Source organism: Nocardioides sp. Root140, from assembly GCF_001426745.1.
Lineage (GTDB): Bacteria > Actinomycetota > Actinomycetes > Propionibacteriales > Nocardioidaceae > Nocardioides.
Map to the genome: position 1 here is coordinate 1 of NZ_LMFI01000006.1, position 23,785 is coordinate 23,785.

Genomic DNA, 23,785 nt, shown 5'->3' on the forward strand with positions numbered 1-23,785 from the left:
GCCCTACCCTTGACCTGCAGACCCCCGCACAAGCGCTGGCTGCGCTGCTCGCCAAACCGGCAGCAGCATGACCGTTGCTTAGACCGATTGACCTAGCCCCCCCTCGGCAGGGTGCAAAGTGTCAACATGGGCGCACAAGAGCCGTCGTACGCCGGCGGATAGCCTGCGGGCATGACCTACGAAACGCTGCGCTATGACGTCGCCGACGGCATCCTGACGCTGACCCTGGACCGGCCCGAGCAGATGAACGCGTTCACGGTGACGATGGCCGACGAGCTCGAGGCGGCGTTCAACCGGGCCAGCCAGGACGACGACGTCCGCGCGATCGTGGTGACCGGTGCGGGCAAGGCCTTCTGCGCCGGGATGGACCTCTCGGTCGAGGGCAACGTCTTCGGACTCGACGAGAGCCAGACGCCCACCATGGCGGACATGCAGGACCGGCTCGAGGACCCCGCGATCGCCACCGGTGTGCGCGACACCGGTGGCCGGGTCACGCTGGCGATCTTCAACTGCACCAAGCCGGTCATCGGCGCGATCAACGGTGCGGCGGTCGGCATCGGTGCGACCATGCTGTGCGCGATGGACGTGCGCCTGGCCTCGGAGAAGGCGCGCATCGGCTTCGTCTTCGGCCGGATCGGGATCACGCCCGAGGCCGCCTCCACCTGGTTCCTGCCCCGCATCGTCGGCATCTCCCAGGCCCTGGAGTGGGTCTACTCCGCCGACATCCTGACCGCCGAGGAGGCCCGCGACGGGCGCTTCGTGAAGTCGGTGCACCCGGCCGACGAGCTGCTCGACGCGGCGTACGCCCTGGCCCGCAAGTTCACGACGAACCGCTCGCCGGTGGGCACCGCGCTGGCCCGGCAGATGATGTACCGCAACAGCGCGGCCGCGCACCCGCTCGAGGCGCACCGGGTCGACTCGCTGTCGATGTTCTACACGAGCATCGGCGACGGCAAGGAGGGCGTCGCGGCGTTCCTCGACAAGCGCGACCCCGAGTTCACCAGCAAGGCCTCGGAGATGCCGCCGTTCCACCCCTGGTGACAGCGCCGGTTTCGGGACGGACCTCAGGCCCTCTCAGCTGAGGGTGCGGCGCAGGAACCTGACGGTGCGCTCCATCGAAAGCGTCCACTGGGGGCCGAAGGCGTGCTCCTCGCCGGGATAGACGTGGAAGGTCACCCGCTTGCCGTGGGCCTGCAACGCCCGCACCGTACGACGACTCCACGGCAGCGGGCACGAGTCGTCCGACGTGCCGTGGTGGATCATCAGGGGTTCGGTGACCCGGCCGAAGAACGTGCGCGGACTGACGTTGCGCCAGAACCTGCGATGGGTCCGCGGCTCGCCGTACCTCGCCAGGATGCGGGTCGCCACCTCGCCGCGCTCCGGACGGGTCCAGCGCTCGAAGTTGTCGACCGTGTCGGAGCTGACCGGTGCGAAGACGACGGCCGCGTCGACCAGACCGGGCTGCACCGTCAACGCGTTGTAGATGACGCCGCCGCCCATCGAACGACCGACCAGCCCGATCCGGTCGTCGTCGACGGGTCCGCGCCACCTGCGCAGGGCGAGCACCGCGTTGATGACGTCCTCGGTGTAGCCGAGCCGGAGCGACTCCTCCGCGCGCGGCGCCGGGTCGGAGAACGCGTGGCCGCGGTAGTCCACGTGCAGGGTGACGTAGCCGGCCCGGGCCAGGTAGTCCTGCTCGCGCCGCATCCCTTGGCCGTTGTCGTAGTAGGCCGGGTCGATGTAGCCATGGGCCAGCACCAGCGCCGGGAACGGGCCCTTGCCGGTCGGCACGTTCATCAGCCCGGACACCTTCATCGTGCCGCTGAGGTAGCTCACGGTGTGCTGGGTGTACGCCGAGGTGCTGGCCCCCTCGGCGCCCAACGTGAGGGCGCGCCCGTCGTACGACTTCTGCATGAGGGCCGGCAACGAGACCGGGTGCGGAGGCCTGGCCGGAATCGTCGGAGCGGCGCCGGGTTCGGGACCCGTGGACGTCGACGAGCTGGAGGTCGGCCCGTCGTCGGCCGAGTCGTCGGAGTCCTTGGAACCTGACGTGTCGGAGCACGCCGTGAGCAGCCCGGCGCAGAGCACCGACGCCAGCCAACCGGCCGACGTGGTTCTCGAACCCTGTGCGGGAGCGACGCTCACATCTCCAGTGTGCGCTAGACGACTTGGTGCAGCCAGCGGACCGGAGCACCGTCACCGGCGTGCCGGAACGTCTCGAGCTCGTCGTCCCACGGCTTGCCGAGCAGCTTGTCGATCTCGTTGAGCACCGTCGTGTCGCCCAGCGCGGCCTTGACCACGGCGGCCTTGAGCCGGTCCTCGGGGATCATGATGTCGCCGTGCAGGCCGGTGACGGCGTGGAAGACACCCAGCTCGGGCGTGAACGAGTAGCGGCCACCCTCGGTGCTCGAGGTCGGCTCCTCGGTGATCTCGAAGCGGAGGTGGTTCCAGCCGCGCAGGGCGGAGGCGACGGCAGCAGCCGAGCCGGCGTCTCCGGTCCAGGAGAGCTCGGCCCGGTAGGTCCCGGCCTGGGCAGGCTGCGGGGTCCACTCCAGGCTCACGGCAACACCGAGTACGCCGCCCACGGCCCACTCGATGTGCGGGCACAGTGCGGACGGCGCGGAATGGACGAAGAGGATTCCCCTCGTCGTCTTGGTGTTGGTGCGCGTTGCAGTCGTGGTCACTGTGACCTCCTCCATCTCAGGCGTCGAGATACGCCTTCCCCAGCGGTCTACGACAAATCGAGATGAAGTCACACAAGTGACACATGTGTAGTTATGGAGCCATTGTGACCCATGTTGCCGCTGAATACCAGCGGATCAGCAGATCACCCGAAGATTGTTCAGGAGGTGCGGACCGCAGCCGGGTCGACGACGTTCGCGAGGTCGCGCACGGCCCCCAGCAACACCCCGTCGCCCACGACGCGCGGACCGTCGATGACGTCGAGCACCACGCAGGTGATGTTGTCGACGCCGCCGGCCTCGAGGGCACGCTCGACGAGGGTGGCCGCGGCGGACTGGGGATCGGCGACCCTGAGCCCTTCGGCGATCTCGTCGTCGGTGACCAGGTCGCTCAGGCCGTCACTGCACAGCAGCAGCCGGTCACCCAGCTCGACCTCCAGCTCGAGCACGTCGGCGTCCTCGACCTGGCCGATCTCAGCGCCGGGCAGCGCGCGCAGCACGACGTTCTTCCACGGGTGGATCCGCGCCTGCGCCGCAGTCAGGTGGCCCTGCATCACCAGCTGATGGACGTAGGTGTGGTCGGTCGAGAGCTGCGCCAGCCGGCCCTGGTGCAGCAGGTAGGCCCGCGAGTCCCCGACGTGCGCCATCACCACGCGGGTGCCGTCGGTGGCGACCGCGGTGAGCGTGGTGGCCATGCCGGTGCGGCGTACGTCGTGGGCGACGCCCTGGAGCAGCTGGTTCCGGGCGAACGTGACCGCCTCGCCGAGCACCTCGACCGGATCGTCGTCGGGGCGTGCGATCGCCTGCGCAGACACGGCGTACGTCGTGGTGGCCGAGGCGATTTCGCCCGCGGCAGCACCACCGACACCGTCAGCGACGAGGGCGACATAGGGACCGACGAAGGCGGAATCCTCGTTGTGGTCGCGCACGAGACCCACGTCTGTCACACCGGCACCCGAGAATCGCAACATGGGAGGCACCCCTCTCCTTGGCTAGGAGGAAGTAGAGCGGGTGACGAGTGAAGTCGTCAAGACCGACATTCGCCGTGACAATCTTCTCCCCGTGTGCCAAACCGGGTGTTTTCCGACTGCGTCCGCTTACCCTGAGCCCCATGCAATCCGTCCCGGAGACCGGCTCCGGCCTCGAGGTCTCACGCCGCCGGTGGCTCCCCTGGCTCTGGCTGCCGGCCGTGGTCGCACTGGTCGCCGTCGCTGTCTGGTGGGCCCGACACCCGGCGCCGCTCCCGCTGACCGACTCCACGGTGACCGCCTCGCCGAAGGTCGGGCAGCGCGTCTACCTCGGCGCCACTCCGAGCGACCTCGAGGCACGCGACCTCGCCATCAGCAGTACGTCGTTCCGCACCGCGGACAGCTCGACCGACGGGCTCGACGTCGACGGGCTCGAGGTGGAGGCGTGGATCTGTCGCGACGGGGCGATCTCGCAGACCACGGACCCGAGCCGGTTCTGCGCCGACGTGCTGCCCGCGGAGGGCAACACGCTGCACCTCGGCGGCGGGGACCAGCTGATGCTCAGCGTCGAGTCGCCCACCCCCGTGGCACTGGTCCTCGACCCTGTCGAAGTGGCCTACCGCGACGGCCTGCAGTGGGGCACGGACCGGATCGGCTCGGAGTTCGAGGTCGTCGTCATCGGCTGAGGACCGACTTTCCCCACCCGGCGTCTAGGATTCGCGGAGTCGAGGAAGGGGTTTCGTGAGCACATTGATCGCAGGTCGCTACCAGCTCGATCGGGAGATCGGACGCGGTGGCATGGGCGCGGTCTGGCTCGCGCGCGACGTCGTGCTCGGTCGAGACGTGGCGCTGAAACGTGTGGGGCTGCTGCCCGGCACCGACAGCGCCGACGTCGAACGGGTCCGCCGTGAGGCCCGCGTCTCGGCGATGCTCAACCATGCGCACGTGGTGGCGGTCTACGACCTGGTCACCGAAGGACACGACCACTGGCTGGTCATGGAGCACGTCCCCTCACGTGATCTCGGCGAGATCATCAGGCAACGCGGCCCGCTCTCCCCTGACGAGACGGCGCACCTCATCGGCCAGGCGGCCAAGGCCCTCGCCGCCGCCCACCGGGCCGGCATCGTGCACCGCGACATCAAGCCGGGCAACATGCTGGTCACCGACGACGGCAGGCTCAAGCTCGGTGACTTCGGCATCGCCCGCACGAAGAACGACCCGACCCTGACCCAGACCGGCATGGTCACAGGCTCCCCCGCCTACCTCTCCCCCGAGGTCGCGTCGGGGTCGAGCGCCAGCCCGGCCAGTGACATGTGGTCCCTGGGCGCCACCGTCTTCCATGCGGTGACCGGTTCCCCGCCGTACGACGCGAGCGAGAACCTGATCGGGGCCCTCTACCGCCTGGTGCACGACGAGCCGCCGCGCACCGACCGCGCCGGGTGGTTGGCGCCACTGCTGCTGGCCACGATGCACACCGATCCGGCGGGCCGATGGAACGCCCAGCAGGTGGCGCAGTTCCTCAGCGCGGGGCCGTCGGCGTCCGCACCGCCGATCCCGGTCGCCGCACCGGCCCGCCCCTCTCCCGCGAGTCCGCAGACGGCCGTCATCCCGGCCGCACCGGCGCCGGCCAACCAGCATGCCGCGCCGCCGCCCAGCGCGCTCCCGCCGACCCCACACCGCCGCAAGCGCTCGTGGGGTGCGATCGTCGCCGTGGTGGCCATCGTGCTGGCACTGGCCGGTGTCGGCGGCTGGCTGGCGACCCGCGACAACGACTCTCCGTCGGGCAACGCCTCCGACGGCAGTACGTCGACCGACACCGGATCCGAGTCGCCGGCCGACGAACCGACCGCCGACGGGATGTCGCAGTTCATCACCACGTATCTCGACACGGTCACCTCCGACCCGGCCAGCAGCTGGGAGATGCTCACCCCGAGGTTCCAGGACGCCAGCAACGGATTCGGCTCCTACACCGGCTTCTGGGGGACGGTCGCGAAGGCGAGCGTCTCCGACATCGTCGCGGACCCCGACTCCCTGGTGATCAGCTATCACGTCGATTACACGATGAAGGCCGGCAAGAACCGCAGCGACGACGTGCAACTGCAGCTTGCCTACCAGGACGGCACCTACCTCATCGACGACGAGTTCTGAGCCACGTGACCCACCTCACACTCATCCCCGCGTAACAGGTCCGCCCTTCCGGTGCTCTCTCCATGTGCCGGACCCGATCGGGTCCGGCCAGGGGGAAGGACACCGGGGGGTGTGGGAACAGTTGGTCGAGCACAGCCGAGGAAGCCAGCGCGTGGTCGCGCTGGTCCCCGCGCACAACGAGGGCGACCGCATCGCGGCAACACTGTCGTCGTTGTCGGAGCAGTCCCGTCGGCCCAGCCGCATCCTCGTCGTGGCCGACAACTGCACGGACGACACCGTCCAGGTCGCGCGCAACCAAGGGGCAGAGGTCGTCGAGTCGACGGGCAACACGCACAAGAAGGCGGGCGCACTGAACCAGGCGCTGCACCGCCTGCTCCCCACTCTCGACGACCGCGACCTGGTCCTGGTCGCTGACGCGGACTCCACCCTCGCGCCCGACTTCCTGGAGGTCGCGGTAGGCACGCTCGCAGGACGACCCGAGGTCGGCGCGGTCGGCGGGATCTTCCTCGGCGAGCCGGGGGCCGGTCTCCTGGGGGCACTGCAACGCAACGAGTACGCGCGCTACCAGCGCCAGATCCGTCGCCGTCACGACGACGCCCTCGTGCTCACCGGCACCGCGACGCTGCACCGGGTCGACGTGCTGCGCGGTCTTGAGCGCGACCGTGGGCAGGTCTATGACACCTCTGCCCTCACCGAGGACAACGAGATCACGGTGGCCATCAAGCACCTCGGCCTGCGGTGTGTGTCACCGCGAGAGTGCATCGTGGAGACGGAGGTGATGCCCACCTGGGGCGACCTCTGGCGGCAGCGACTGCGGTGGCAGCGCGGTGCCCTCGAGAACCTGTCCGCCTACGGCCTGACCCGGGTCACGTTTCCCTATGTCCTGCAACAGGCCGGGATGACCCTGGGCTTCGTCGCCATGTGGCTCTACATCGTCTACACCGGTTACCTGGTCGTCTCGGGAGAGTTCGGGTGGCACCCCTGGTGGACCCCTCTCGGCCTCCTCTTCGTGCTCGAGCGCATCGTCACCGTGTGGCATGCCGGCCCCCGGGCCAGGCTCCTTGCCGCCGCGTTCCTCGTGGAATGGGTGTACGACCTCTTCCTCCAGGCCGTCCTCGTGCGATCGGCAGCCGACGTTCTCCTGCGCCGTCCGGCGCACTGGCACCACCTCTCGGGCGCACCACAGACCTGACCGAATCCACAGAAGGAAATCATGTACGGCACAACGCACATCGCCATGCCCGGAGCCGTTGGCGCCGGTGTCCTCTCCGGCACCCTCGAAGGTGGTGCCGCACCGACCTCCGGCGTCCTGCCCAACACCGGCGCACCCACCACCACCCTGTTGGCGCTCCTTGCGGCAGTCACCCTCATCACCGTCGGTGTCACGCTGATGCGCCGGAAGCACGAACCGCGCCACCGCCGCCGCCGCCCCGTCGGGGCCCTGGTCCTCGCCGGCGCCACCCTGGCGGTCATGGGTCTCCTGGTCACCTCGGCCGTGGTCGACGGACGGACCGGCAGTGGGTGGGGCGCTACCGGCCTGGCCGTCGCGCTGTTCACCATCGGCTACCTCGGGCTGGCGGTGCGGAACCTGCTGCCGGCGGGTGTGGCCCCGCGATCATGACCACTCTCCCCGAACACTCCCGCCTCGACGAGCTGACGACCGCGCTGGCCAGCGGCCGTCGAAGCCAGGGGGTGATAGCCGAGATCGCGCGGGAGTACGCCGTCCAGGGCGAGCCCTTCGCGGTCTTCCTCGAGGACCTGGATCTGGCCTGCACCCAGGCAAACCGACGGCGGGCCGGAGTCGCGGTTCTCCGAGCCGCGGCACTGGCCTGGTCCGACTCGGTGCTCGAGCGCACCCACGCCTCACGCTGCGAGGACCCTGCCACCGGCCTGGCGACGCTCCAGCACGCCCAGACCCAACTCTCGGCGTTGTACCAGGCGTCGGCCCGCACCGCCGCGACCGGAGTGCCGGTGAAGCAGTCGCACGAGCTGGTTGTCGTCGAGCTCCGGCGTCCTGCGCCGGCCACGGCGTGCGTTGCTGGTCTGCAGCTGGCCGCGGTCGGGGAGTCGCTGCGCATGGTCTTCGACGGCGACGAGGTCATTGCCGGCATCGGCCCGCACCGGGCTGTCGTCATCGCCGAACGGACCGCGAGGCTCGCCCGCGCCTGTGTCCAGGTCGCCGAACTGCTGGCCGCACCCCGCCAGCGACTGAGAGTCGGCCTGTGCCGGGTCTGGCTCGAACCACTTCCGGCTCGACACGAGGCAGCCCAGTCCCTGCTGGGCTGCCTGGCCGCCTCGAGCACGGAATGACGTCATGAAGCATCGTCCCGACCGTCCCAAGGACGTCATGACAGTCGCCACGAGGCCCAGCGCCGCAGTCCTCAGCGACCAGGAACTCATCACGCTGGTGCGGGGCGGCAAGCTGGAACACTTCGGTGAGCTGTTCGCCAGGCACGGTGAGGCGGCCCGCCGAGTCGCGTCGTACGTCGGCGGCAGGTCCCACGCCGACGACCTGGTGTCGGAGGCCTTCGCGCAGATCCTGCGCGCCCTGCAGAACGGCAAGGGGCCCGACATAGCCTTCCGGCCCTACCTCTACACCACGATCCGCCGCCTGCACTCCCGTCGCAGCCAACAGGACGCCCGACAACTCCTCACCGACGACTTCGAGGTGTTCGGCGAGCACACCGTGATCCCCGATGACCTGAGCAGTCGGCTCGAGAACGCGGCCGTCGAGCGCGCCTTCCGCTCGCTCCCCCAACGCTGGCAGGCGGTCCTGTGGTACACGGTCGTCGAGGGGCTCCCCCTGGCCGAGGCAGGTCGCCACCTGGGGCTGACGCAGAACGGGGTGGCCGCGCTCAGCTTCCGCGCTCGCGAAGGCCTGCGACAGTCCTACCTCGCCGATCACGCGGCAGACACTGCCGATGCACACTGCCATGACGTCGTCTCCGTTCTCCCGGCGTACGTCCGAGGCGTCGCGCGCGGCACCAGGGCCGGCCTCGTCGAGCGACACCTCCCCGGCTGCCGGGCATGCACTGCCGTCTTCCTGGAGCTGCAGCAGATCAACGACAACCTCGCGGCCCTGCTGGCACCGATGGTGCTGGGCGGCGCGACCGTCGCCGTGTCCCCGCGGGCGTGGGACTCGACAGGTGGGTTCACCGGCACGGTTGCCCGCGTCGTACCGTTGGTCGGCATCGTGGCGGCCGGCCTGATGATCGGGACCACCGGGGTGCTCACCGTCGTCGATTCCGTCGTGGACGAGGCGGGAGCCTCCACCGAGCGGTGGCTGTCGAATCGGCCCGATGCGCCACTTCCTCGGGCAGAGGCCGGCCCGAGGACGGCGCCGCCCACCTTCCTACGCCCCGAGCGACCCGGCGAACGGCCTCCGTGGACGAGGATCCCCGCCGCGCCCGCACAGGAGGCGCGCACTGAAGCAGGCTCCGGGGAGACCGGCACCTCCAGTGCGCGCCGGCGTCCGCCGCGTGCCCCGGTGGCGCCGAGCAGCCGGGCCGACAAAGTCCCGGCAGCCGAGCAACTGCTCACGGCACTCCCTTCAGCGCCCGCCCTGCCCTCTGAACCGACCGCGCCACTCGGCCCTCCCACGACCACCGTCGATGTGGCCGTGCAGCCGCTGAGGAGCAGCACGTTCGTCCAGGACGGCCAGTCCTGGTACCACGTCGAGCTCGACGTGGTGGCCGCACCGACAACCGAGGTCACCGTCCACGTCGACACGCCGGCGAACGTCGAGGTGCATGCCGCCGGCAGGTACGCCGTGTGGGCGTGCAACCCGCCGACCCGTGGGTCCGAGGTCGTGATGTCGTGCCGCACCAGCAGCACTCCCGGCACGCAGAGCACGCTCGCGTTCGACCTGCTTCTCGCGGGGCAGGCGACCGTCACGGTCACCTCGAGCAGTCCCGGCAACGACGACCCCAACCCCGCGAACGACGGCTGGGCGCAACAGCTCCCCGCGCCGTGAGCGTTGACGCCTCGAGCGTTCGACGGGCTGCTGACAGGACATCAACTTCCTGAGCGGACCATGCCGGATAGTCCCCTTGGGCCATTTGGCGTCATTGCGCTGCGGACGGGTAGCACCGCTGCCTAACCTCGGGACTTCATTCCGTTCTTTCCTGGGGGATCCTCGTGCAACGCTCCGTCCTTGCTCCATGCCTTCTCGCGCTCGCCCTGGTCAGCGGCGTGATGGCCCTCTCCGCGCCGGCGTATGCGTTCGTCGACCGCGACTGCTCCGACTTCTCGACCCAGCAGGCCGCGCAGACGTTCTTCGAGAACAACGACCCCGCCTCGGACCCGCACCGTCTCGACGGCTCCGACAACGACGGCCGGGCCTGCGAGTCGCTCCCCTGTCCCTGCGGCAGCACCGGCTCCGGCCAGACCGGGACGACGGAGCCCAAGCCCAAGGCCACGTTGCGCCAGCTCGCCCGGATCACCAAGGTGGTCGACGGTGACACCGTGAACGTGCGCCTCGGCAACGGCCGTCGGCGTACGGTCCGGATGATCGGGATCAACACCCCCGAGGTCTACGGCACCGTCCAGTGCGGCGGCCCCGCGGCGTCACGGGCACTCAAGCGCATCCTGCCGGTCGGCACCCGGGTGCTGCTGCGTTCGGACCCGACCCAGGCGTACGCCGACCGCTACGGCCGCGACCTGCGGTACGTCGTGAAGCGGTCGACCGGCAAGGACGTCAACCGCATGCAGGTGCGACGGGGACTGGCCCGGGTCTACGTCTACAACAACAAGCCGTTCCAGCTGACCCGCAACTACCGACTGGCCCAGGCGGCCGCGAAGAACGCCCGGCTGGGCAACTGGCGCACCTGCTGAGACCAGATCCCCTGGCCCGCTGAATCGCTGGCACACTCGGCTACATGGAGATCGACGCCGTCGCCGAGCTGGTGGCCGAGCTGCCCGAAGGGGTGGTGGTGACCGGCGCGGCCGAGGTCGAGAAGTACCGCGAGGACTTCGCGCGCGACGGCTCGGCCGGGCTGCCCGCCGCCGTGGTCCGCGCCGAGACGGCCGCCCAGGTGCAGCAGGCGGTCCGGTGGGCGGCCGCCCATCGAATACCCGTGGTTCCCCGCGGTGCCGGGACCGGGCTGTCGGGCGGCTCCTCCGCCGTCGACGGAGGGATCACGATCTCGCTGGACCGGATGCGCGCGATCGAGATCGACTCCGCCTGCCAGGTCGCCGTGGTCGAGCCGGGCGCGCTGAACGTCGAGGTGAAGCGGGCCGCGGCCGAGCACGGCCTCTGGTACCCGCCCGACCCGTCGTCGTACGAGATCTGCTCGATCGGCGGCAACCTCGCCACCAACGCCGGCGGCCTGTGCTGCGTGAAGTACGGCGTCACGACCGACTACGTCCTCGGGATGGATGTCGTGCTCGCCGACGGCACGCTCGTGACCCTGGGCGGCAAGCAGATCAAGGACGTCGCCGGGCTGTCCCTGCTCAAGCTCTTCGTGGGCAGTGAAGGCACCCTCGGGATCATCACTCGCGCGATCCTGCGGCTGATCCCCGCACAACGGGCAGGGGCCACCCTGGTCAGCTCCTTCCCCACGATGACGGACGCGTCGCGGGCCGTGGTCGCGATCCGCAACCGGGTGCGGTCCTCGATGCTGGAGCTGATGGACAACGCGACGATCAACGCCGTCGAGGACTGGCGCTCCCACGGACTCGACCGGTCGACCGGCGCGCTGCTGATCGCCCAGTCCGACGCCCACGGTGCGTCCTGCGAGGCCGAGATCGACGTGATCCGCCAGTGCTGCGAGGAGGAGGCTGCGACCGAGGTCTTCACCACCACCGACGCGGACGAGGCCGACCTGTTCGTCTCGGCGCGACGCAACGCCTTCCTGGCCCTCGAGCACCGCGGAAGCGTGCTCTTCGAGGACGTCGGCGTCCCGGTCCCGTTGCTGCCCGACCTGATCGACGGCATGGCCGTCATCGCCGAGCAGTGCGGTGTCGAGATCGCCGTGGTCGCGCACGCCGGCGACGGCAACACCCACCCGATCGTCGTGTACGACGCCGCCGACCCTGCCGCCGTGGCAGGCGCGCGCAAGGCCTTCGACCAGGTCATGGCGCTCGCCATCGCGCTCGGCGGCACCATCACCGGCGAGCACGGAGTGGGGCGCGCGAAGAAGGGCGCGCTCCCCGACCAGCTCGGCGCCGACGTGATGGCCCTGACCAGGCGCGTGAAGGATGCCCTCGACCCCGATGGCATCCTGAACCCGGGCGCCGTGCTGTAGCCGCAGTCCCACAGAGGAGAACACATGACATCGATCGTCCAACGCCACCTGTTCGGCCCCGGCCCGAGCAACCCCTACCCCGAGGCCACCGAGGGCCTGGCTCGACCGCTGCTCGGCCACCTCGACCCGGCGTTCCTCACGATCATGGACGAGACCTGCGACCGGCTGCGCGTGGCGTGGGGCACCGACAACGCGCGGACCCTCCCCCTCTCCGCGACCGGTTCGGCCGGCATGGAGGCCGCCTTCGTCAACACGGTGCACCCCGGCGACGTCGTCGTGGTCGCCGTCAACGGGCTGTTCGGCCAGCGGATGTGCGAGGTGGCCAGCCGCTGTGGCGCGGAGGTGGTCCCGGTCGAGCACACGTGGGGCACGGCGATCGACCCCGAGCGGGTGCTGGCCGCCCACCCCTCCCCGAAGATCGTGGCTGCCGTTCACGCGGAGACGTCGACCGGCGTCCGCTCCGACATCGCCGCGCTGGGCGACGCGGTCCATGCCTCCACCGACGCCCTCCTCGTCGTCGACGCGGTCACCTCAATCGGAGGCATCGAGCTGCGGGCCGACGACTGGGGCATCGACGTCGGCTACGCCGGCACCCAGAAGTGCCTGGGCGTCGCACCCGGCCTGGCCCCCTTCACCATCAACGACCGCGCGTTCGCCCGGCGGGTCGAACGGCCACAGTCGTGGTACCTCGACCTGGGCCTGCTCGGTGGGTACGTCGGCGAGGCCGGCGCCAAGGGTGGCGGCCGCACCTACCACCACACCGCGCCCGTGGCGATGATCAGCTCCCTGCACGCCGGACTGGGCCGGATCCTCGACGAGGGCCTGGAGAACGTGTGGGCGCGCCACGCGGCCGCAGGGCAGGCACTCCAGGACGGGCTCGAGGCGATGGGCCTCGAGCTGTTCGCGGAGAAGGGCTCGCGGCTTCCCGACCTGACCACGGTGCGCGTCCCGGACGGCGTCGACTCCGCCGCCGTACGACGCACCCTGCTCGAGCGCTACGACATCGAGATCGGTGGCGGGGCGGGCGAGTTCGCCGCCTCGGTGTGGCGGATCGGCCTGATGGGCCCCAACGCCCGGCCCGACGCAGTCGCGCTGCTGCTCGCGGCACTGGCCGAGACGCTGGGGCGGTAGGGCCTCGCCCCGGACCCAGAGAGAGACGACGTGATGGATAGCACGCACCCGGTGCCGGCGATCCACCACGTGGTCTTCAGTCGTGCTCGAGTAGGGCGGGTGGGGCTCGAACCCACGACCCAAGGATTATGAGCACTTCCGGTATTAGCGCTGTGCTCCCCTGCGTAAACACCCGAGCGAATGCGACCGTGAGAGGCCGAATCCCTCGCTGTTCACACTCATTCTCCCACAGCGCTCCGGGAGGCGGGGCGCGCCCCGACCCGACCCCCAACCGGAGGGGGTGGGGTACTCCGTGGCCGGACTCGACCAGCGGCAACCCTCGGCCAGCCATTTTTGCCCACTGCCGAGTTTTCACTTCCGGGTTCACACGTGCGCCGAGTGCCGACTCCCGCCCAGCAGATCACCCCCGAAGCTCAGGACACGTCCAGGACGTTGAACTTCGGGGGTGACTCTGCCGTTCGGGCGCGGACCGGCTCAGCCGTGGTCACTCGTCGGGCGCTGGCACTGGGGGCATTTGGTCGGGTGGCGCGGGATATCCAATTTGGTGCACTCGCCACCCCGGACCCTCGACGTCAGGCCGATATTGCAGAGTCATGATCGAGACCTCCATGAGGGTGGGTCCGTTCACCCGGTAACTGACACCCAGGTCCGTAGGCATCTTCACGTAGGCGATGCCGGGAGCGGGATAGACGGGGAACGACGCCATCGCGAGGTCCGTGATCCCCTCTGCCGCGTCTGAGTAGTCCCCCCACTTGGGTACGGACTCAGGCGTGCTCAACCACTGGAGGGAGTCCAGTCGATCCTCGGCTGTCGGATCACCGAGCAACGACTTGAAGGCCATCGCAACCATCATGGGGTTGTCGAGGCTGTAGTTTCCGAGTTGCGCTGCGGCAAGTTCTTCATCTCCGGGGCTGATGCGGACGCGGGTTCGTCGGTGGCGCTTCAACTGCCCGTCGAATTCCCGCACCCACCGTCGGTTCGCCGAGTCGGTGAAGGTCGCCTCGGCTCGCAGAACTCCATTGGTATCGAACGACTTGAGTTGTTCGTGGATCGGCCAGAGTTCCTCCTTGCCCGGAGCAATGACCGCTGTGAACGGGAACCCGAGCGGCCCCAGACGGGCGACTTTGTGTGGCAGATGGCCGTGCCCCACCACCACGGTCACGTCATGAACAGGCCGGTTGCCGGTGTTGCTCACATAGACCGTCGTCTGACGCTCCAGTCGTCCACCGACTGGAGCGTACCGATCTGAGATCCATGCAGACAGTCCCTCGGCTGATTGTCGACGGCGATCCTTGAGTTGAAGTGCGAACACCCACGCGCTCACAAAGAAGGCCAACGCGGTGGCCCCGGAGCCAATGGCGGCCCAATCCCAAGATGCTGGCTCGATTGTCACGCAACGAGGCTATTGCAGAGCGCCGACATCGATCCACGGAACCGTGTCACCAGCACCAAGGAGCCATCTGGGAAGCTCGACCCAATCCAGCCGACCTCAAGCGAGCCCGGTGACCGACGCTCTACCGTGAGTGCATGTGGTGGCAAGAACGTCCTCGGCAGTCGCCCGTTACTGGTGGAGGCCCTGAGTCATGACGTCACTAGTCGCATGGGGTCGAGTCTCCGACCTCGCACCGATTCTTGTGGCCCTCATAGTGCTCGGAGGCGTGGGGCTCACGGTATGGCAGAAGAACCGCACCGACAGACGATCCCTGTGGTGGTCGCGGGTGCAATGGGCAGCGGACCGCGCAGCGGCAGGCGACGAGAACTCGCAGGCGATCGGAATGGCGGCATTGGTCACACTCGCCTCGGACAAGAACAAGGACACCGCCGACGTCGAACTGTTGGGTGCCATTGTCGATTCCCAACTCCAGGGACTGAGCCCATTCAACCCGGGTGACGGCCCGGTAGTCTTTGTCGTAGATGAGGGGTAGATCCGATGTCACGAGTAGTCAAGGTGCGGCGGGCAGACGTGTACGCTGCCCGCGCCCGAATGAAGCTCGACAAGAAGCTTGGCCGGAAGACCCCATCATGGGTGGTGGACCTCGGGGCCACTGAGATTGCCTTCTCACCTGAGGAGAAGCCGCGCGACGTTCCCATGGAAGAACTGATGCAATGGACCAGGAACGCGCTGGCGACCATCGAGGGTGACCCGCCCCCCGCGGACCTGTACGCCAACAAGCTCGTCAACGTTGTCCTAGGGCGTACGAAGTCAGAGGCTGCCTCCCCGGAGGCAGTCCGCCACTTGCTTGTCGAGCTGAAGTCCCACAACGTCCCGTTGGAGGATCTAGAGCTACCTGTTCGCGTGTACAACCAACTGAAGCGTGAGAAAGTTAATGGGGCGTGGGATCTCCTCACGGAGTCCCAAAACCACCTACGTTGGATCCTGAGTCAGCCGACGCCCACCCCCGGCATGGAGGAGGCGTTGAACGAACGCATGGTCTTGCTCGTCTCGGACCAGTGGCTTCAGCATGTGGGACAGGAGTCTGAACCCACCCAGCAGCGGTGGCCTCGGCATATGAAGTTGTGACCACGTGACGGATCACGCCGCAGTCACCAGCACCTTCCGCACCGACTTGCCCAGCGTCGGAATGCCGACCCCGAACCGGCCCGTGACCCGCAGGGCTGTCTTGTCGGCCTTGAAAGCAGGCGCGTAGTCACCGGAGGCCCGGACCGCGAAGTCACGCGCCACCACCAGATACGTGGAGCCCGCGTCGTAGACCAGCGGCTGCTCAAGCCCAGGCACACGAACCACCGTTAGGCCGAACAGGTCGGGCAGTTGCCCACCGCCGCACAGGGGCCGGCCAGCGGTGTCGGTGCGGGTCGCCTCCTCAACGGCATCAGTCGGACTCATCGCCACATGCGTCGGGGCGCCACCGGCTTTGTGGGGCGGGCGGGGCTCGAACCCGCGACCCAAGGATTATGAGTCCTCTGCTCTAACCGACTGAGCTACCGCCCCTCGGCGGGTGAGCCTACTGGGTGCGCGGCCGGACCGTGGTCGTCGGTACCGACGGGTCCCACCTACTTGTGCTTGTCATAGGTGTGGACGGCGACCAGCATGCCGAGAGCGAGCAGCAACATGACGCCAATGGTCGTGCTGAGGAACCAGATCATCGTGGTGGACGTGGACATGGATGGACCTTTCCGGCGATCAGGCCAGTGCGACGTACGTGGCCGCTGATTCCGGCCCCCGATGACGTCGAGCAGCCACCCTTCGAACATACGCCTGCCTGGTCGGCCCACCACGGGACCAAGGTCCTCAGGTGCCGGCCTTCTTGGTGCGTCGGGTGGCCTGTGCCGCGCGCGGGTCGTCGGGCCACGGGTGCTTCGGATAGCGGCCACGCAGCTCGGCCCGCACCTGCGGGTAGCCGTTGTCCCAGAAGGAGTCGAGGTCGGCGGTCACCGCGGCCGGGCGGCGGGCCGGCGAGAGAAGGTGCAGGAGGATCGGCACGCGGCCGTCGGCCAGTGCGGGAGCCGAGGTCCAGCCGAACACCTCCTGCAGCTTCACGGCGAGCACCGGCTGCTCGCCTTCGTAGTCGATCCGCACGTTCGATCCGCTGGGTACGGCGACCCGCTCGGGCGCGAGCTCGTCGAGTCTCCCGGCCTCGGGCCAGGGCAGCATGCGTCGCAGCGCGTTCGTCACGTCGATGCGGTGCAGGTCCTTCGCGCCGCGGACGCGGGCGAGGTCAGATCCCAACCAGGACTGGAGATTCTCCGTCAGTGCGCCGTCACTGACGTCGGGCCACGGCTCGCCCAACGATCTGTGCAGGAAGGCGAGACGCGCACGCAGCGAGACCGCCGAGCCCGACCAGCGAAGGACACCGAGTCCGTCCGTGGCCAGGCCGTCGCGGATTGCCGCCGTCACGAGTTCGACGGGCGGGTCGCCGATCGGCACGGAGCTCAACTCGATGGCGCCCAGGCTCGTGCGTCCACGGGCGACCACACGGCCGTCGGCCCAGGAGACCTCGTCGTCCTCGGTCCACAACGACGCTGCCGCCTCGAGGGCGAGGTCCTCGGTCAACGGCGCAGCCGAACGGATCGTGGCCTCACGCCTTCCGGGCCGCCGGTCGGCATCGGCGATCGCCAGCCACTCGAGCCCGGCCAGGGGTCCGGGGCTCCGCGGGTCGAGTTCCGCGCCGGTGCCGGACGCCATCAGGTAGCCGGCCGATCCCTTGCGCTTGCGGGCGATCCGGTCGGGGTGGGCGAGGGCCACGACGAGCCCCACGGCGACGTCGTCGGTGAGCTGCGCAGCGGGCGTCTGGAGAGCTCGACCCGGCTCGTCCGGACCGGCGATCGCCTGGAGTCGTCTGACCTGTGTCTTCCAGGCGCCGGCATGGTGCCCACCGCGTAGGCCGCGTAGGGCTGCGACCAGGTCGCCTCCGGGGGCGCGGACGTCCTCCGCGAGCATGGCGACGATCTCGGCACTCCGGCGTGCGCCGACCAACGGCGCACCGTCGATCAGGGCTCGTGCCAGTCTGGGGTCGGCCGGGACGTCCGCGATCCGTTGGCCACGCACCGTGACGCGGCCCGCATCGTCGACGGCGCCCAGCTCGAGCAGCGTGGCCCTGGCCGAGGTCATGGCGTGCACCGGCGGCGGGTCGAGCAGGGCGAGCCCCCAGGCGTCGGGACTCCCCCAGCGCGCCACCTCGAGGGCGAACGCGGTGAGGTCGGCGGTGGCGATCTCGGGCTCGGGATGCGCCGCCAGATGGGCGTGGTCTGCCTCCGACCAACAACGCAGCACGGCACCAGGCCCCAGGCGACCGGCTCGCCCCGCGCGTTGTTCGGCGGACGCCCGACTCACCGCCACCGTGACCAGCCCGGCCAGCCCGCGCCGGTGATCGGTCCGTGGCTCGCGGGAGAACCCGGCGTCCACGACGACCCGCACACCAGGGACGGTCAGCGACGACTCCGCGACCGCGGTCGAGACCACCACCCTTCGTCCGGGCCCCTCAGTGAGCGCGCGGTCCTGCTGCGCCGTCGGCAGCCGACCGTGCAGGGAATGTACGTCGACACCGGTGCCGGCGAGTCGGCGTACGGTCTGGTCGACCTCGGCGACACCGGGCACGAAGACGAGAACGTCACCGTGGTGCTCGGCCAACGCCCGCCGTACGGTGGCGGCCACGTGGTCGTGGAAGGCCGGGGTGATGCCGCGGGCGTCCGTGCGCCTCTGGCCGGCCGGCAGCGGGCACCAGACCTGCTCCACGGGGTGCAGCGCGCCCGGCACGCTCACCACCGGCGCCGGTGCATCGCCGCCGAGCAGGTTCGCCGTACGCTCGGCCTCGATCGTCGCCGACATCGCCACCAGACGGAGGTCCTCGCGCAGGTTCTGTCGAAGATCGATCAACAGGGCGAGCGCGAGGTCGGCGTCGAGATGGCGCTCGTGCACCTCGTCCAGAATCACCGCATCGACGCCCGGAAGCGCCGGGTCGTGCTGGATGCGCCGCAACAGCAGTCCGGTGGTGACGACCTCGATCCGCGTGGATGCACCGACCCGGCGGTCGCCGCGGACGGCGTACCCGACGGTCTCGCCCACCCGCTCTCCGAGCAGCCCGGCCAGGCGTCGGGCCGCGGCACGGGCCGCGATCCGACTCGGTTGGGTGACCACGACGCGTCCGCCGAGGTCTGCGGCGACGCACGGCGGGACGAGAGTGGTCTTGCCGGTGCCCGGCGGGGCGTGGACAACCACCACCCCGCGCGCCCTCAGTGCCTCGGTGATCGCGGGCAGCCCAGCCACGACCGGCAAGTCGGGCGGGTCGGCAAGCAGTCGAACGATCGACGGAGTGGACGGAGACGGCACGCCTGCAGTGTGCCCGACCCGTGTCCAGACGTCAGCGGTGCCGTGGGCGCCGGCGACCGATCCTTGATCGCCCCGCCGACCCCTGTCCTCAGGGGCCGTAGACCTCCAGCTCGGCCAACTGCAGCCGGTAGAAGCCTTGCGATGACTCGTCCGGGGCGCTCCGCCCGAGCTTGGTCACGTGTATGCGCACGAAGCGGCCCTCACCCTCGACGTCATAGCCCATCCCCCGGCTGCCGTCCGAGGTCTCTCCAGTGAGGCTGCGCAGCGTCGACCACGTGACCCCGTCGTCGGAGACCTCCAGCGCGAAGGTGTCGGGATAGCCGGCGCCACCGTTGCCGACCAGCTCACCGGCCGTCACGGTCCGCGGCCAGAGCCACACGCTGCTCAGCTGCCGCACCTGCCCGAGGTCGACCTGCACCCACTCCACGTTGTCCGGATCGCCGCGCGGCGGGTCACTGGTGTAGCCGCGGCTCGACAGGGTGCTGGCGCGGACACCGTCGACGAGGTTCGCGTTCCCCCACGCGCAGCAGTTGAGCGTGGCGCGCGCCACGACCGGCCGTCCAGCTGCCAGGTTCAGCGACTGGCTGGGCGGCGGCTCTGCGGCATCGAGGCCCACCTGGTCGATCTGGAAGTTGCCCGGCCACACCCGGTCACCGGCAGCCCGGAAGGACACCTCGATCGACACCAGGTCCACACCGGCCCAGTCCCCGAAGGGCACGCGGACCTCGGTCCAGGCATCAGGGCTGATGGCCTGGGTCTTCTCGAGGGTCGACCCGGTGCTGTCCCGGAGCACCACGCGGGCCTGGTACGGCCCGCTGGGTGCACCTCCGTACGCATTGACGTGGACCACGAGCGCGTTCGCCCCGCCCAGCGGAACCCTCTCCGGCTCGCGCACCGAGACCGTGCGCCACGCGTCGGCCGGGGTGTTGGCGGCGGCGGTCGCCTCGAGCAGTCGCCTGCCGAGCCGGGCAGTACCGGGGCTGTTCGCCATGCTCGGCACCGAGCTTGCCGAGGTGACGTACTCCCCCGCGATCCACCCCTCAGTACCCTCCTCGAAGTTGTGGAGGAGGGTGAAGTCCGTTGTCAGACAGGCCTCACCGCGGGGGTCGAGGTCGCAGCCCGCGCCGCGAACGAAGGCTGACGTGCGCGCCTGCGCCCACTCCTGCCCGCCGGAAGAGGCGGACACCACGATGTCGCCACCAGACGCGGACTCCGCGGTGCGCTGGAGGGTCAGCGACGCGCTACGAGTCGCCCCGGCCGGGATCTCCACCGCCGTCGTTCCTGGCGCCGTCCACCCCTCGGGCGCGTTCTCGACGGCCAAGATGACCTGGACCGACTGCTGCGACCGGTTGGACATCGTTGCGCTCACCACGGTGTCGGTGTCCTCGGTCTCGAGCACGCGCGGCAGGGCACGGACAGTGTCGATCGACACCGGACTCCGCACCGATACCGGGAGCCTGACGGGCACCCGCAGCCGAGTGCCGTTGCGGGCCGCGGAGAAACTGCCCTCCAGCACCACCTCTCCGAGCGGCTGCGCGAGCGGCACCGTCACCCTGAAGACAGTCGTGGCGGACTGACCTGGAGAGATCGGGCTGGGCAGCGTTGAGTCCGTCCGCACGGCCCAGCCGTCAGGGGCCAACAGCAGCGCTGCGGCCCGGGTGAGCGGCTTGGTCGAACCGTTCGTCACCACCAGGCGAGCGTCGAAGGTGCTCCCGGCGACCGCGTCGTCGACCGGCTCCAACTCGACGGTGATGCCGTCGGAGCGGGTGACGAGCGTGGACAACTCGCCGCGAGCCTGCTCGAGGTGCCGGCGTACCTCCGCCGCGGCCGCGCCGGTGAGCTGGCCGTCCGCCTCGAGGTCGTCGACATGGACCGCCAGCACGTGCAAGCGACCGAGCGCCTCGGCGGCGAGCTCTCGCACCCGGTCGAGGGACGCACCGCCCATCCGGGCATCGATGGCGCCCTGGACGTCCCGGCGTGCCAGGCCCACGTCGCGAGAGAGCTTGCGGGTTGCCGCAGCTGTCACGCCCGGCCCGTCCAGCCGAGTGTCGAGCGCTCTCAGGGCGTCGTCGGCGCTGCCGAGCATCCCGAGCACGGCGTCCGACCTGAACTCGTAGGTGCCCGATCCGACGGTGACCACGACCCCGTCAGAGGTCTCACGCAGGCTGTGCACGCCGACGGCGTCCTGGGCGTACCCCGTTCCTTCGAGCACCGACCGCGCCGAGTCGGCCGGGACGGTCACCTCCGAAGTGGTGTTGACCGGCACGGTGACGGTCTGGACCAGACGCCCGCCGACGTGCTTCCAGGCGCTCGAGAGGGTGCCGTACGGCGTGGTGACACTGCCGTTGCCCTGGCCGAGCCGGTCCGTCACCTGGGGAGCCACGACGGAGTGCTGGTAGCCCGTCGACCCCGGCGCCTGGTCGATCCCGGCGACCGAGTCGTAGAGCCAGTTGTCGATCGAGGTGAACATCGGGTGGTTGAGGGACGAGGCCCCGCCCCAGTCCTCCCAGATCGTCCCCGGGCCGTTCTCCAGCATGTAGCCCCAGCCGGGATACGCGGTGTTCGTGACCACGTCGAGGACCACGTCGGAGTGGCCGTGCAGGGCCAGCGCCTCCGGGATGTACTTGATCCCGGGCAGGCCGCCGGTGAAGTGACCGCCACGTTCGTCGACGACGTCCCGAACGAGATTGTCGACCACCCCCTCCACGTGCCCGTCGGGCACGATGTCGAGGACCAGGGGGAAGGCGTTGGCGAACTGGCTCGAGCCGTAGGACTCTGCCTCCTCGTCGAAGTACCGCTCGTTGATCGCGGACGCGACTCGATCGGCTCGGTCGTCCATCTGCTCCGCGTCGTCGCCCTTGTCCAGCTGACGTGCCGCGTCGGCGCCCTCACGCAGGGCCCAGAGGTAGAAGCCGCTGCGGAACAGCACCGAGTCAGTGTTCTCCAGCGCCAGCCAGTCGTTGCCCCAGGTGTTCACGGGCGAGGTCAGCAGATCGCCGCTGGTGGTGGTCTCGAGGTAGGCGAGGTAGTCGCGTAGTGAGTCGTAGTGCTCGGCCAGGACCCGCGTGTCGGCGTACCGCTCGTTCACGTAGGCGGGGATCAGCACGTGGGCAACCGCCCAGGCGGGGTCGGACCGGGTCTCCCACGCGCCGGCGGGCTCGGTCGGGACGATGTCCGGCACGCGGCCGTCCCCTTGTTGTGCGGAGCGCATCTCCTCGACCCAGTTGGAGTAGAAGGCAGCCACACCGAAGTTGTTGATGACCGCTTCGGCGGCGATGTGGGCGTCGGCCATCCAGCCCCGCTTCTCACGGGTGGGGGTGTCCTCGGGCACTGCGTGCAGGCCGTTCGACTCTGTTTGGACGTTGGCCTTGTGCAGGCGGTTGAGCAGGTCGTTGCTCGAGGAGAACGTGCCGGTGGGCTCAACGTCGTTGTGGACCTCGCGGGCCACGATCGTCCCGGGTGCCGGGGCACCGGGCAGCCCGGTCACCTCAACCCAACGGAAGCCGGCGTACACGAACGACGGTTCCCAGGTCACCTGGCCGCCGGCAGCGGTGTAGCGGCTGGTCTGCTGGGCACCGATGATGCTGTTGTCGACGCGGCCGTTGGAGAGTCGCTCGCCATGCTTGAGTGTCACCGTCGCGCCCGCCGGCAGATCCAGGGACATCTGGGTCCAGCCGGTCAGGTTGGTCCCGAAGTCGAGGACGTGGACACCGGGGGCCGGCGACGTGACGGCGACCGGCTCATGGGTGCGGACCACTCGCATCGGTTCGAACGTCGCGGCCTCGAGCCTTCCCGTGACCGTGCTGCTCACACGCACCGGCTGCCACGTCGTTGACGGCGCCATGTCGACGGTCGACCAGCCGGTGATCTCCTTGCGGGCGTCGTAGGTCTCGCCGTGGTAGCGGTGCGCGCGGATCACCGGACCGGGGGCGGACGTCCATGACCCGTCGGTGCCGAAGTCGAGCACCTCACCGTCAGTCGTGGTCACCCGCAGTTGGGCCAGCACATCGGAGTCCTCGCCGATCAGGATGCCGAGAACGTTGTCGCCGGCCGTGAGTAGGTCGGTGACGTCGTAGGTGCGGTAGAGCGCGCGCACCCGGGTGTCGACCATGGTCGACTCCACCTGCGAGTCGGAGACCCGCTGGCCGTTGATGTGGGCCTCGTAGACGCCGCGGGCCAGGCCGAACTGCTGCTCGCAGCAGATCCCCTGCCCGTCCGGCCCCCGCTCGTAGTTGCCTCGGCCAGAGACGTAGAGCCGGACCTGCTCCACATCGGTTGGGAGGTTGATCTCCGAGCGCAGGTAGGAGCCACCTTCGCGGGAGATCGCCGGCGCGACCCACTGGGCGACCCAGTCCTCAGCCTCGAACAACCCCGTCTCGAACGTGCTGATCTCGCTCCAGGCAGATGGACCAGTGTCCTCCGCCGACCAAGCACGGACACGCCAGTAGTACCGCGTCGCGCTGGTCAGTGCTTCCCCGCCGTACTGGACGTTGACCGAGTCGTTCGTCGGCACCCGGCCGGTGTCCCACACAAGGGCCTCACCGGCCTCCAGGGTCCCCTCGCCGGTGGCCACCTGCACTTGGTACGCCGCCTGCGTGGCGTCTCGCCGGTCCGCCTCGAGCGTCCAGCTGAACCGCGGGCGGCGAGCGTCGAGCCCGAGGGGCTCGTCGAGGTACTCGACGCTCGTTCCGGCCACGACCAGGTGGTCGTTTTCGCCAGTCACGCTCGGGGACAGAGCCGCCGCCGTGGCAGGCCTGGAGATGGCTGGCCCGGACATGCCTGCCAGGACCCCGCCGGTCAGGAGTACGAACGCGCAACCCGTGA

General features: G+C 69.6%; 19 protein-coding genes and 1 tRNA gene. 12 read left to right on the forward strand and 8 right to left on the reverse strand.

From position 1 onward, the window contains the following. Window positions 1-171: 171 nt before the first annotated feature. The gene (locus ASD30_RS09940; protein WP_056680863.1) at window positions 172-1,041 is read left to right on the forward strand and encodes a crotonase/enoyl-CoA hydratase family protein; all 870 of its coding nucleotides are present in this window, start codon (window positions 172-174) and stop codon (window positions 1,039-1,041) included. Window positions 1,042-1,074: 33 nt separating this feature from the next. Here ASD30_RS09940 and ASD30_RS09945 read toward each other — a convergent pair whose 3' ends face one another. The 3 genes from ASD30_RS09945 to ASD30_RS09955 form a co-directional block, all read right to left on the reverse strand. After that, the gene (locus ASD30_RS09945; protein WP_235532559.1) at window positions 1,075-2,145 is read right to left on the reverse strand and encodes an alpha/beta hydrolase family protein; all 1,071 of its coding nucleotides are present in this window, start codon (window positions 2,143-2,145) and stop codon (window positions 1,075-1,077) included. A 14-nt stretch (window positions 2,146-2,159) separates the two neighbouring features. Then, window positions 2,160-2,699, reverse strand: a complete 540-nt coding sequence (locus ASD30_RS09950; protein WP_056680868.1) for a DUF3145 domain-containing protein — start codon at window positions 2,697-2,699, stop codon at window positions 2,160-2,162. A 143-nt stretch (window positions 2,700-2,842) separates the two neighbouring features. Beyond that, window positions 2,843-3,652, reverse strand: coding sequence for a PP2C family protein-serine/threonine phosphatase (locus ASD30_RS09955; protein ID WP_056680872.1), 810 nt, complete (start codon window positions 3,650-3,652; stop codon window positions 2,843-2,845). A 140-nt stretch (window positions 3,653-3,792) separates the two neighbouring features. On the opposite strand from ASD30_RS09955, the gene ASD30_RS09960 reads away from it, so the two are divergent. The 9 genes from ASD30_RS09960 (at window position 3,793) to ASD30_RS10000 (ending at window position 13,173) form a co-directional block, all read left to right on the forward strand. Next, window positions 3,793-4,335, forward strand: coding sequence for a hypothetical protein (locus ASD30_RS09960; protein ID WP_056680875.1), 543 nt, complete (start codon window positions 3,793-3,795; stop codon window positions 4,333-4,335). 55 nt (window positions 4,336-4,390) lie between these two features. Further along, window positions 4,391-5,797 (forward strand): serine/threonine-protein kinase, encoded by a 1,407-nt coding sequence (locus ASD30_RS09965; RefSeq protein ID WP_156393593.1) that lies wholly within the window; start codon window positions 4,391-4,393, stop codon window positions 5,795-5,797. 109 nt (window positions 5,798-5,906) lie between these two features. Then, complete coding sequence (locus ASD30_RS09970) at window positions 5,907-6,989, forward strand: glycosyltransferase family 2 protein (RefSeq protein WP_200951132.1); 1,083 nt, start codon at window positions 5,907-5,909, stop codon at window positions 6,987-6,989. Between the two features lie 21 nt (window positions 6,990-7,010). Next, on the forward strand, window positions 7,011-7,418 hold the full coding sequence (locus ASD30_RS09975; protein ID WP_056680882.1) for an LPXTG cell wall anchor domain-containing protein: 408 nt from the start codon (window positions 7,011-7,013) through the stop codon (window positions 7,416-7,418). Further along, window positions 7,415-8,107: a hypothetical protein gene (locus ASD30_RS09980; protein WP_056680885.1), complete on the forward strand. Its 693-nt coding sequence runs from the start codon at window positions 7,415-7,417 to the stop codon at window positions 8,105-8,107. Before ASD30_RS09975 ends, ASD30_RS09980 begins: the two co-directional genes overlap by 4 nt. Window positions 8,108-8,111: 4 nt before the next feature. After that, window positions 8,112-9,770, forward strand: coding sequence for a sigma-70 family RNA polymerase sigma factor (locus ASD30_RS09985; RefSeq protein ID WP_056680888.1), 1,659 nt, complete (start codon window positions 8,112-8,114; stop codon window positions 9,768-9,770). A gap of 164 nt (window positions 9,771-9,934) precedes the next feature. Beyond that, window positions 9,935-10,630: a thermonuclease family protein gene (locus ASD30_RS09990; RefSeq protein WP_156393594.1), complete on the forward strand. Its 696-nt coding sequence runs from the start codon at window positions 9,935-9,937 to the stop codon at window positions 10,628-10,630. Window positions 10,631-10,674: 44 nt separating this feature from the next. Further along, entirely contained in the window at window positions 10,675-12,042 is a 1,368-nt protein-coding gene (locus ASD30_RS09995; RefSeq protein ID WP_056680895.1) for an FAD-binding oxidoreductase, read from the forward strand. A gap of 24 nt (window positions 12,043-12,066) precedes the next feature. Next, a complete protein-coding gene (locus tag ASD30_RS10000; RefSeq protein ID WP_056680897.1) occupies window positions 12,067-13,173 on the forward strand; it encodes a pyridoxal-phosphate-dependent aminotransferase family protein in 1,107 nt (368 codons plus the stop codon). Between the two features lie 484 nt (window positions 13,174-13,657). Here the strand turns inward: ASD30_RS10000 and ASD30_RS10005 are convergent, their stop codons facing one another. Further along, on the reverse strand, window positions 13,658-14,566 hold the full coding sequence (locus ASD30_RS10005; RefSeq protein ID WP_156393595.1) for a hypothetical protein: 909 nt from the start codon (window positions 14,564-14,566) through the stop codon (window positions 13,658-13,660). 265 nt (window positions 14,567-14,831) lie between these two features. On the opposite strand from ASD30_RS10005, the gene ASD30_RS10010 reads away from it, so the two are divergent. Both ASD30_RS10010 and ASD30_RS10015 read left to right on the forward strand, forming a co-directional pair. Then, window positions 14,832-15,098 (forward strand): hypothetical protein, encoded by a 267-nt coding sequence (locus ASD30_RS10010; protein WP_156393596.1) that lies wholly within the window; start codon window positions 14,832-14,834, stop codon window positions 15,096-15,098. A gap of 59 nt (window positions 15,099-15,157) precedes the next feature. Next, complete coding sequence (locus ASD30_RS10015) at window positions 15,158-15,694, forward strand: DNA-directed RNA polymerase subunit alpha C-terminal domain-containing protein (RefSeq protein ID WP_056680906.1); 537 nt, start codon at window positions 15,158-15,160, stop codon at window positions 15,692-15,694. Window positions 15,695-15,706: 12 nt separating this feature from the next. On the opposite strand, the gene ASD30_RS26040 is transcribed toward ASD30_RS10015, so the two are convergent. The 4 genes from ASD30_RS26040 to ASD30_RS10030 all read right to left on the reverse strand — a co-directional run bounded on the left by ASD30_RS26040 (window position 15,707) and on the right by ASD30_RS10030 (window position 23,684). Continuing rightward, complete coding sequence (locus tag ASD30_RS26040) at window positions 15,707-16,018, reverse strand: hypothetical protein (RefSeq protein ID WP_082563734.1); 312 nt, start codon at window positions 16,016-16,018, stop codon at window positions 15,707-15,709. Window positions 16,019-16,049: 31 nt separating this feature from the next. After that, window positions 16,050-16,123: transfer RNA gene (locus ASD30_RS10020), tRNA-Ile, on the reverse strand. A gap of 300 nt (window positions 16,124-16,423) precedes the next feature. Further along, window positions 16,424-18,961 carry an ATP-dependent helicase HrpB gene (hrpB, locus tag ASD30_RS10025; RefSeq protein ID WP_200951133.1) on the reverse strand — a complete coding sequence of 846 codons (2,538 nt, stop codon included), beginning with the start codon at window positions 18,959-18,961 and terminating at the stop codon, window positions 16,424-16,426. Between the two features lie 88 nt (window positions 18,962-19,049). Next, window positions 19,050-23,684, reverse strand: a complete 4,635-nt coding sequence (locus ASD30_RS10030; protein ID WP_162250940.1) for a family 78 glycoside hydrolase catalytic domain — start codon at window positions 23,682-23,684, stop codon at window positions 19,050-19,052. Window positions 23,685-23,785: the final 101 nt, after the last annotated feature.

Coding starts and splice junctions, on each gene's coding strand:
- ASD30_RS09940 (WP_056680863.1), top strand. CDS start 172: ATGACCTACGAAACGCTGCGCTATGACGTCGCCGACGGCATCCTGACG.
- ASD30_RS09950 (WP_056680868.1), bottom strand. CDS start 2,699: ATGGAGGAGGTCACAGTGACCACGACTGCAACGCGCACCAACACCAAG.
- ASD30_RS09955 (WP_056680872.1), bottom strand. CDS start 3,652: ATGTTGCGATTCTCGGGTGCCGGTGTGACAGACGTGGGTCTCGTGCGC.
- ASD30_RS09960 (WP_056680875.1), top strand. CDS start 3,793: ATGCAATCCGTCCCGGAGACCGGCTCCGGCCTCGAGGTCTCACGCCGC.
- ASD30_RS09975 (WP_056680882.1), top strand. CDS start 7,011: ATGTACGGCACAACGCACATCGCCATGCCCGGAGCCGTTGGCGCCGGT.
- ASD30_RS09980 (WP_056680885.1), top strand. CDS start 7,415: ATGACCACTCTCCCCGAACACTCCCGCCTCGACGAGCTGACGACCGCG.
- ASD30_RS09985 (WP_056680888.1), top strand. CDS start 8,112: ATGAAGCATCGTCCCGACCGTCCCAAGGACGTCATGACAGTCGCCACG.
- ASD30_RS09995 (WP_056680895.1), top strand. CDS start 10,675: ATGGAGATCGACGCCGTCGCCGAGCTGGTGGCCGAGCTGCCCGAAGGG.
- ASD30_RS10000 (WP_056680897.1), top strand. CDS start 12,067: ATGACATCGATCGTCCAACGCCACCTGTTCGGCCCCGGCCCGAGCAAC.
- ASD30_RS10015 (WP_056680906.1), top strand. CDS start 15,158: ATGAAGCTCGACAAGAAGCTTGGCCGGAAGACCCCATCATGGGTGGTG.
- ASD30_RS26040 (WP_082563734.1), bottom strand. CDS start 16,018: ATGAGTCCGACTGATGCCGTTGAGGAGGCGACCCGCACCGACACCGCT.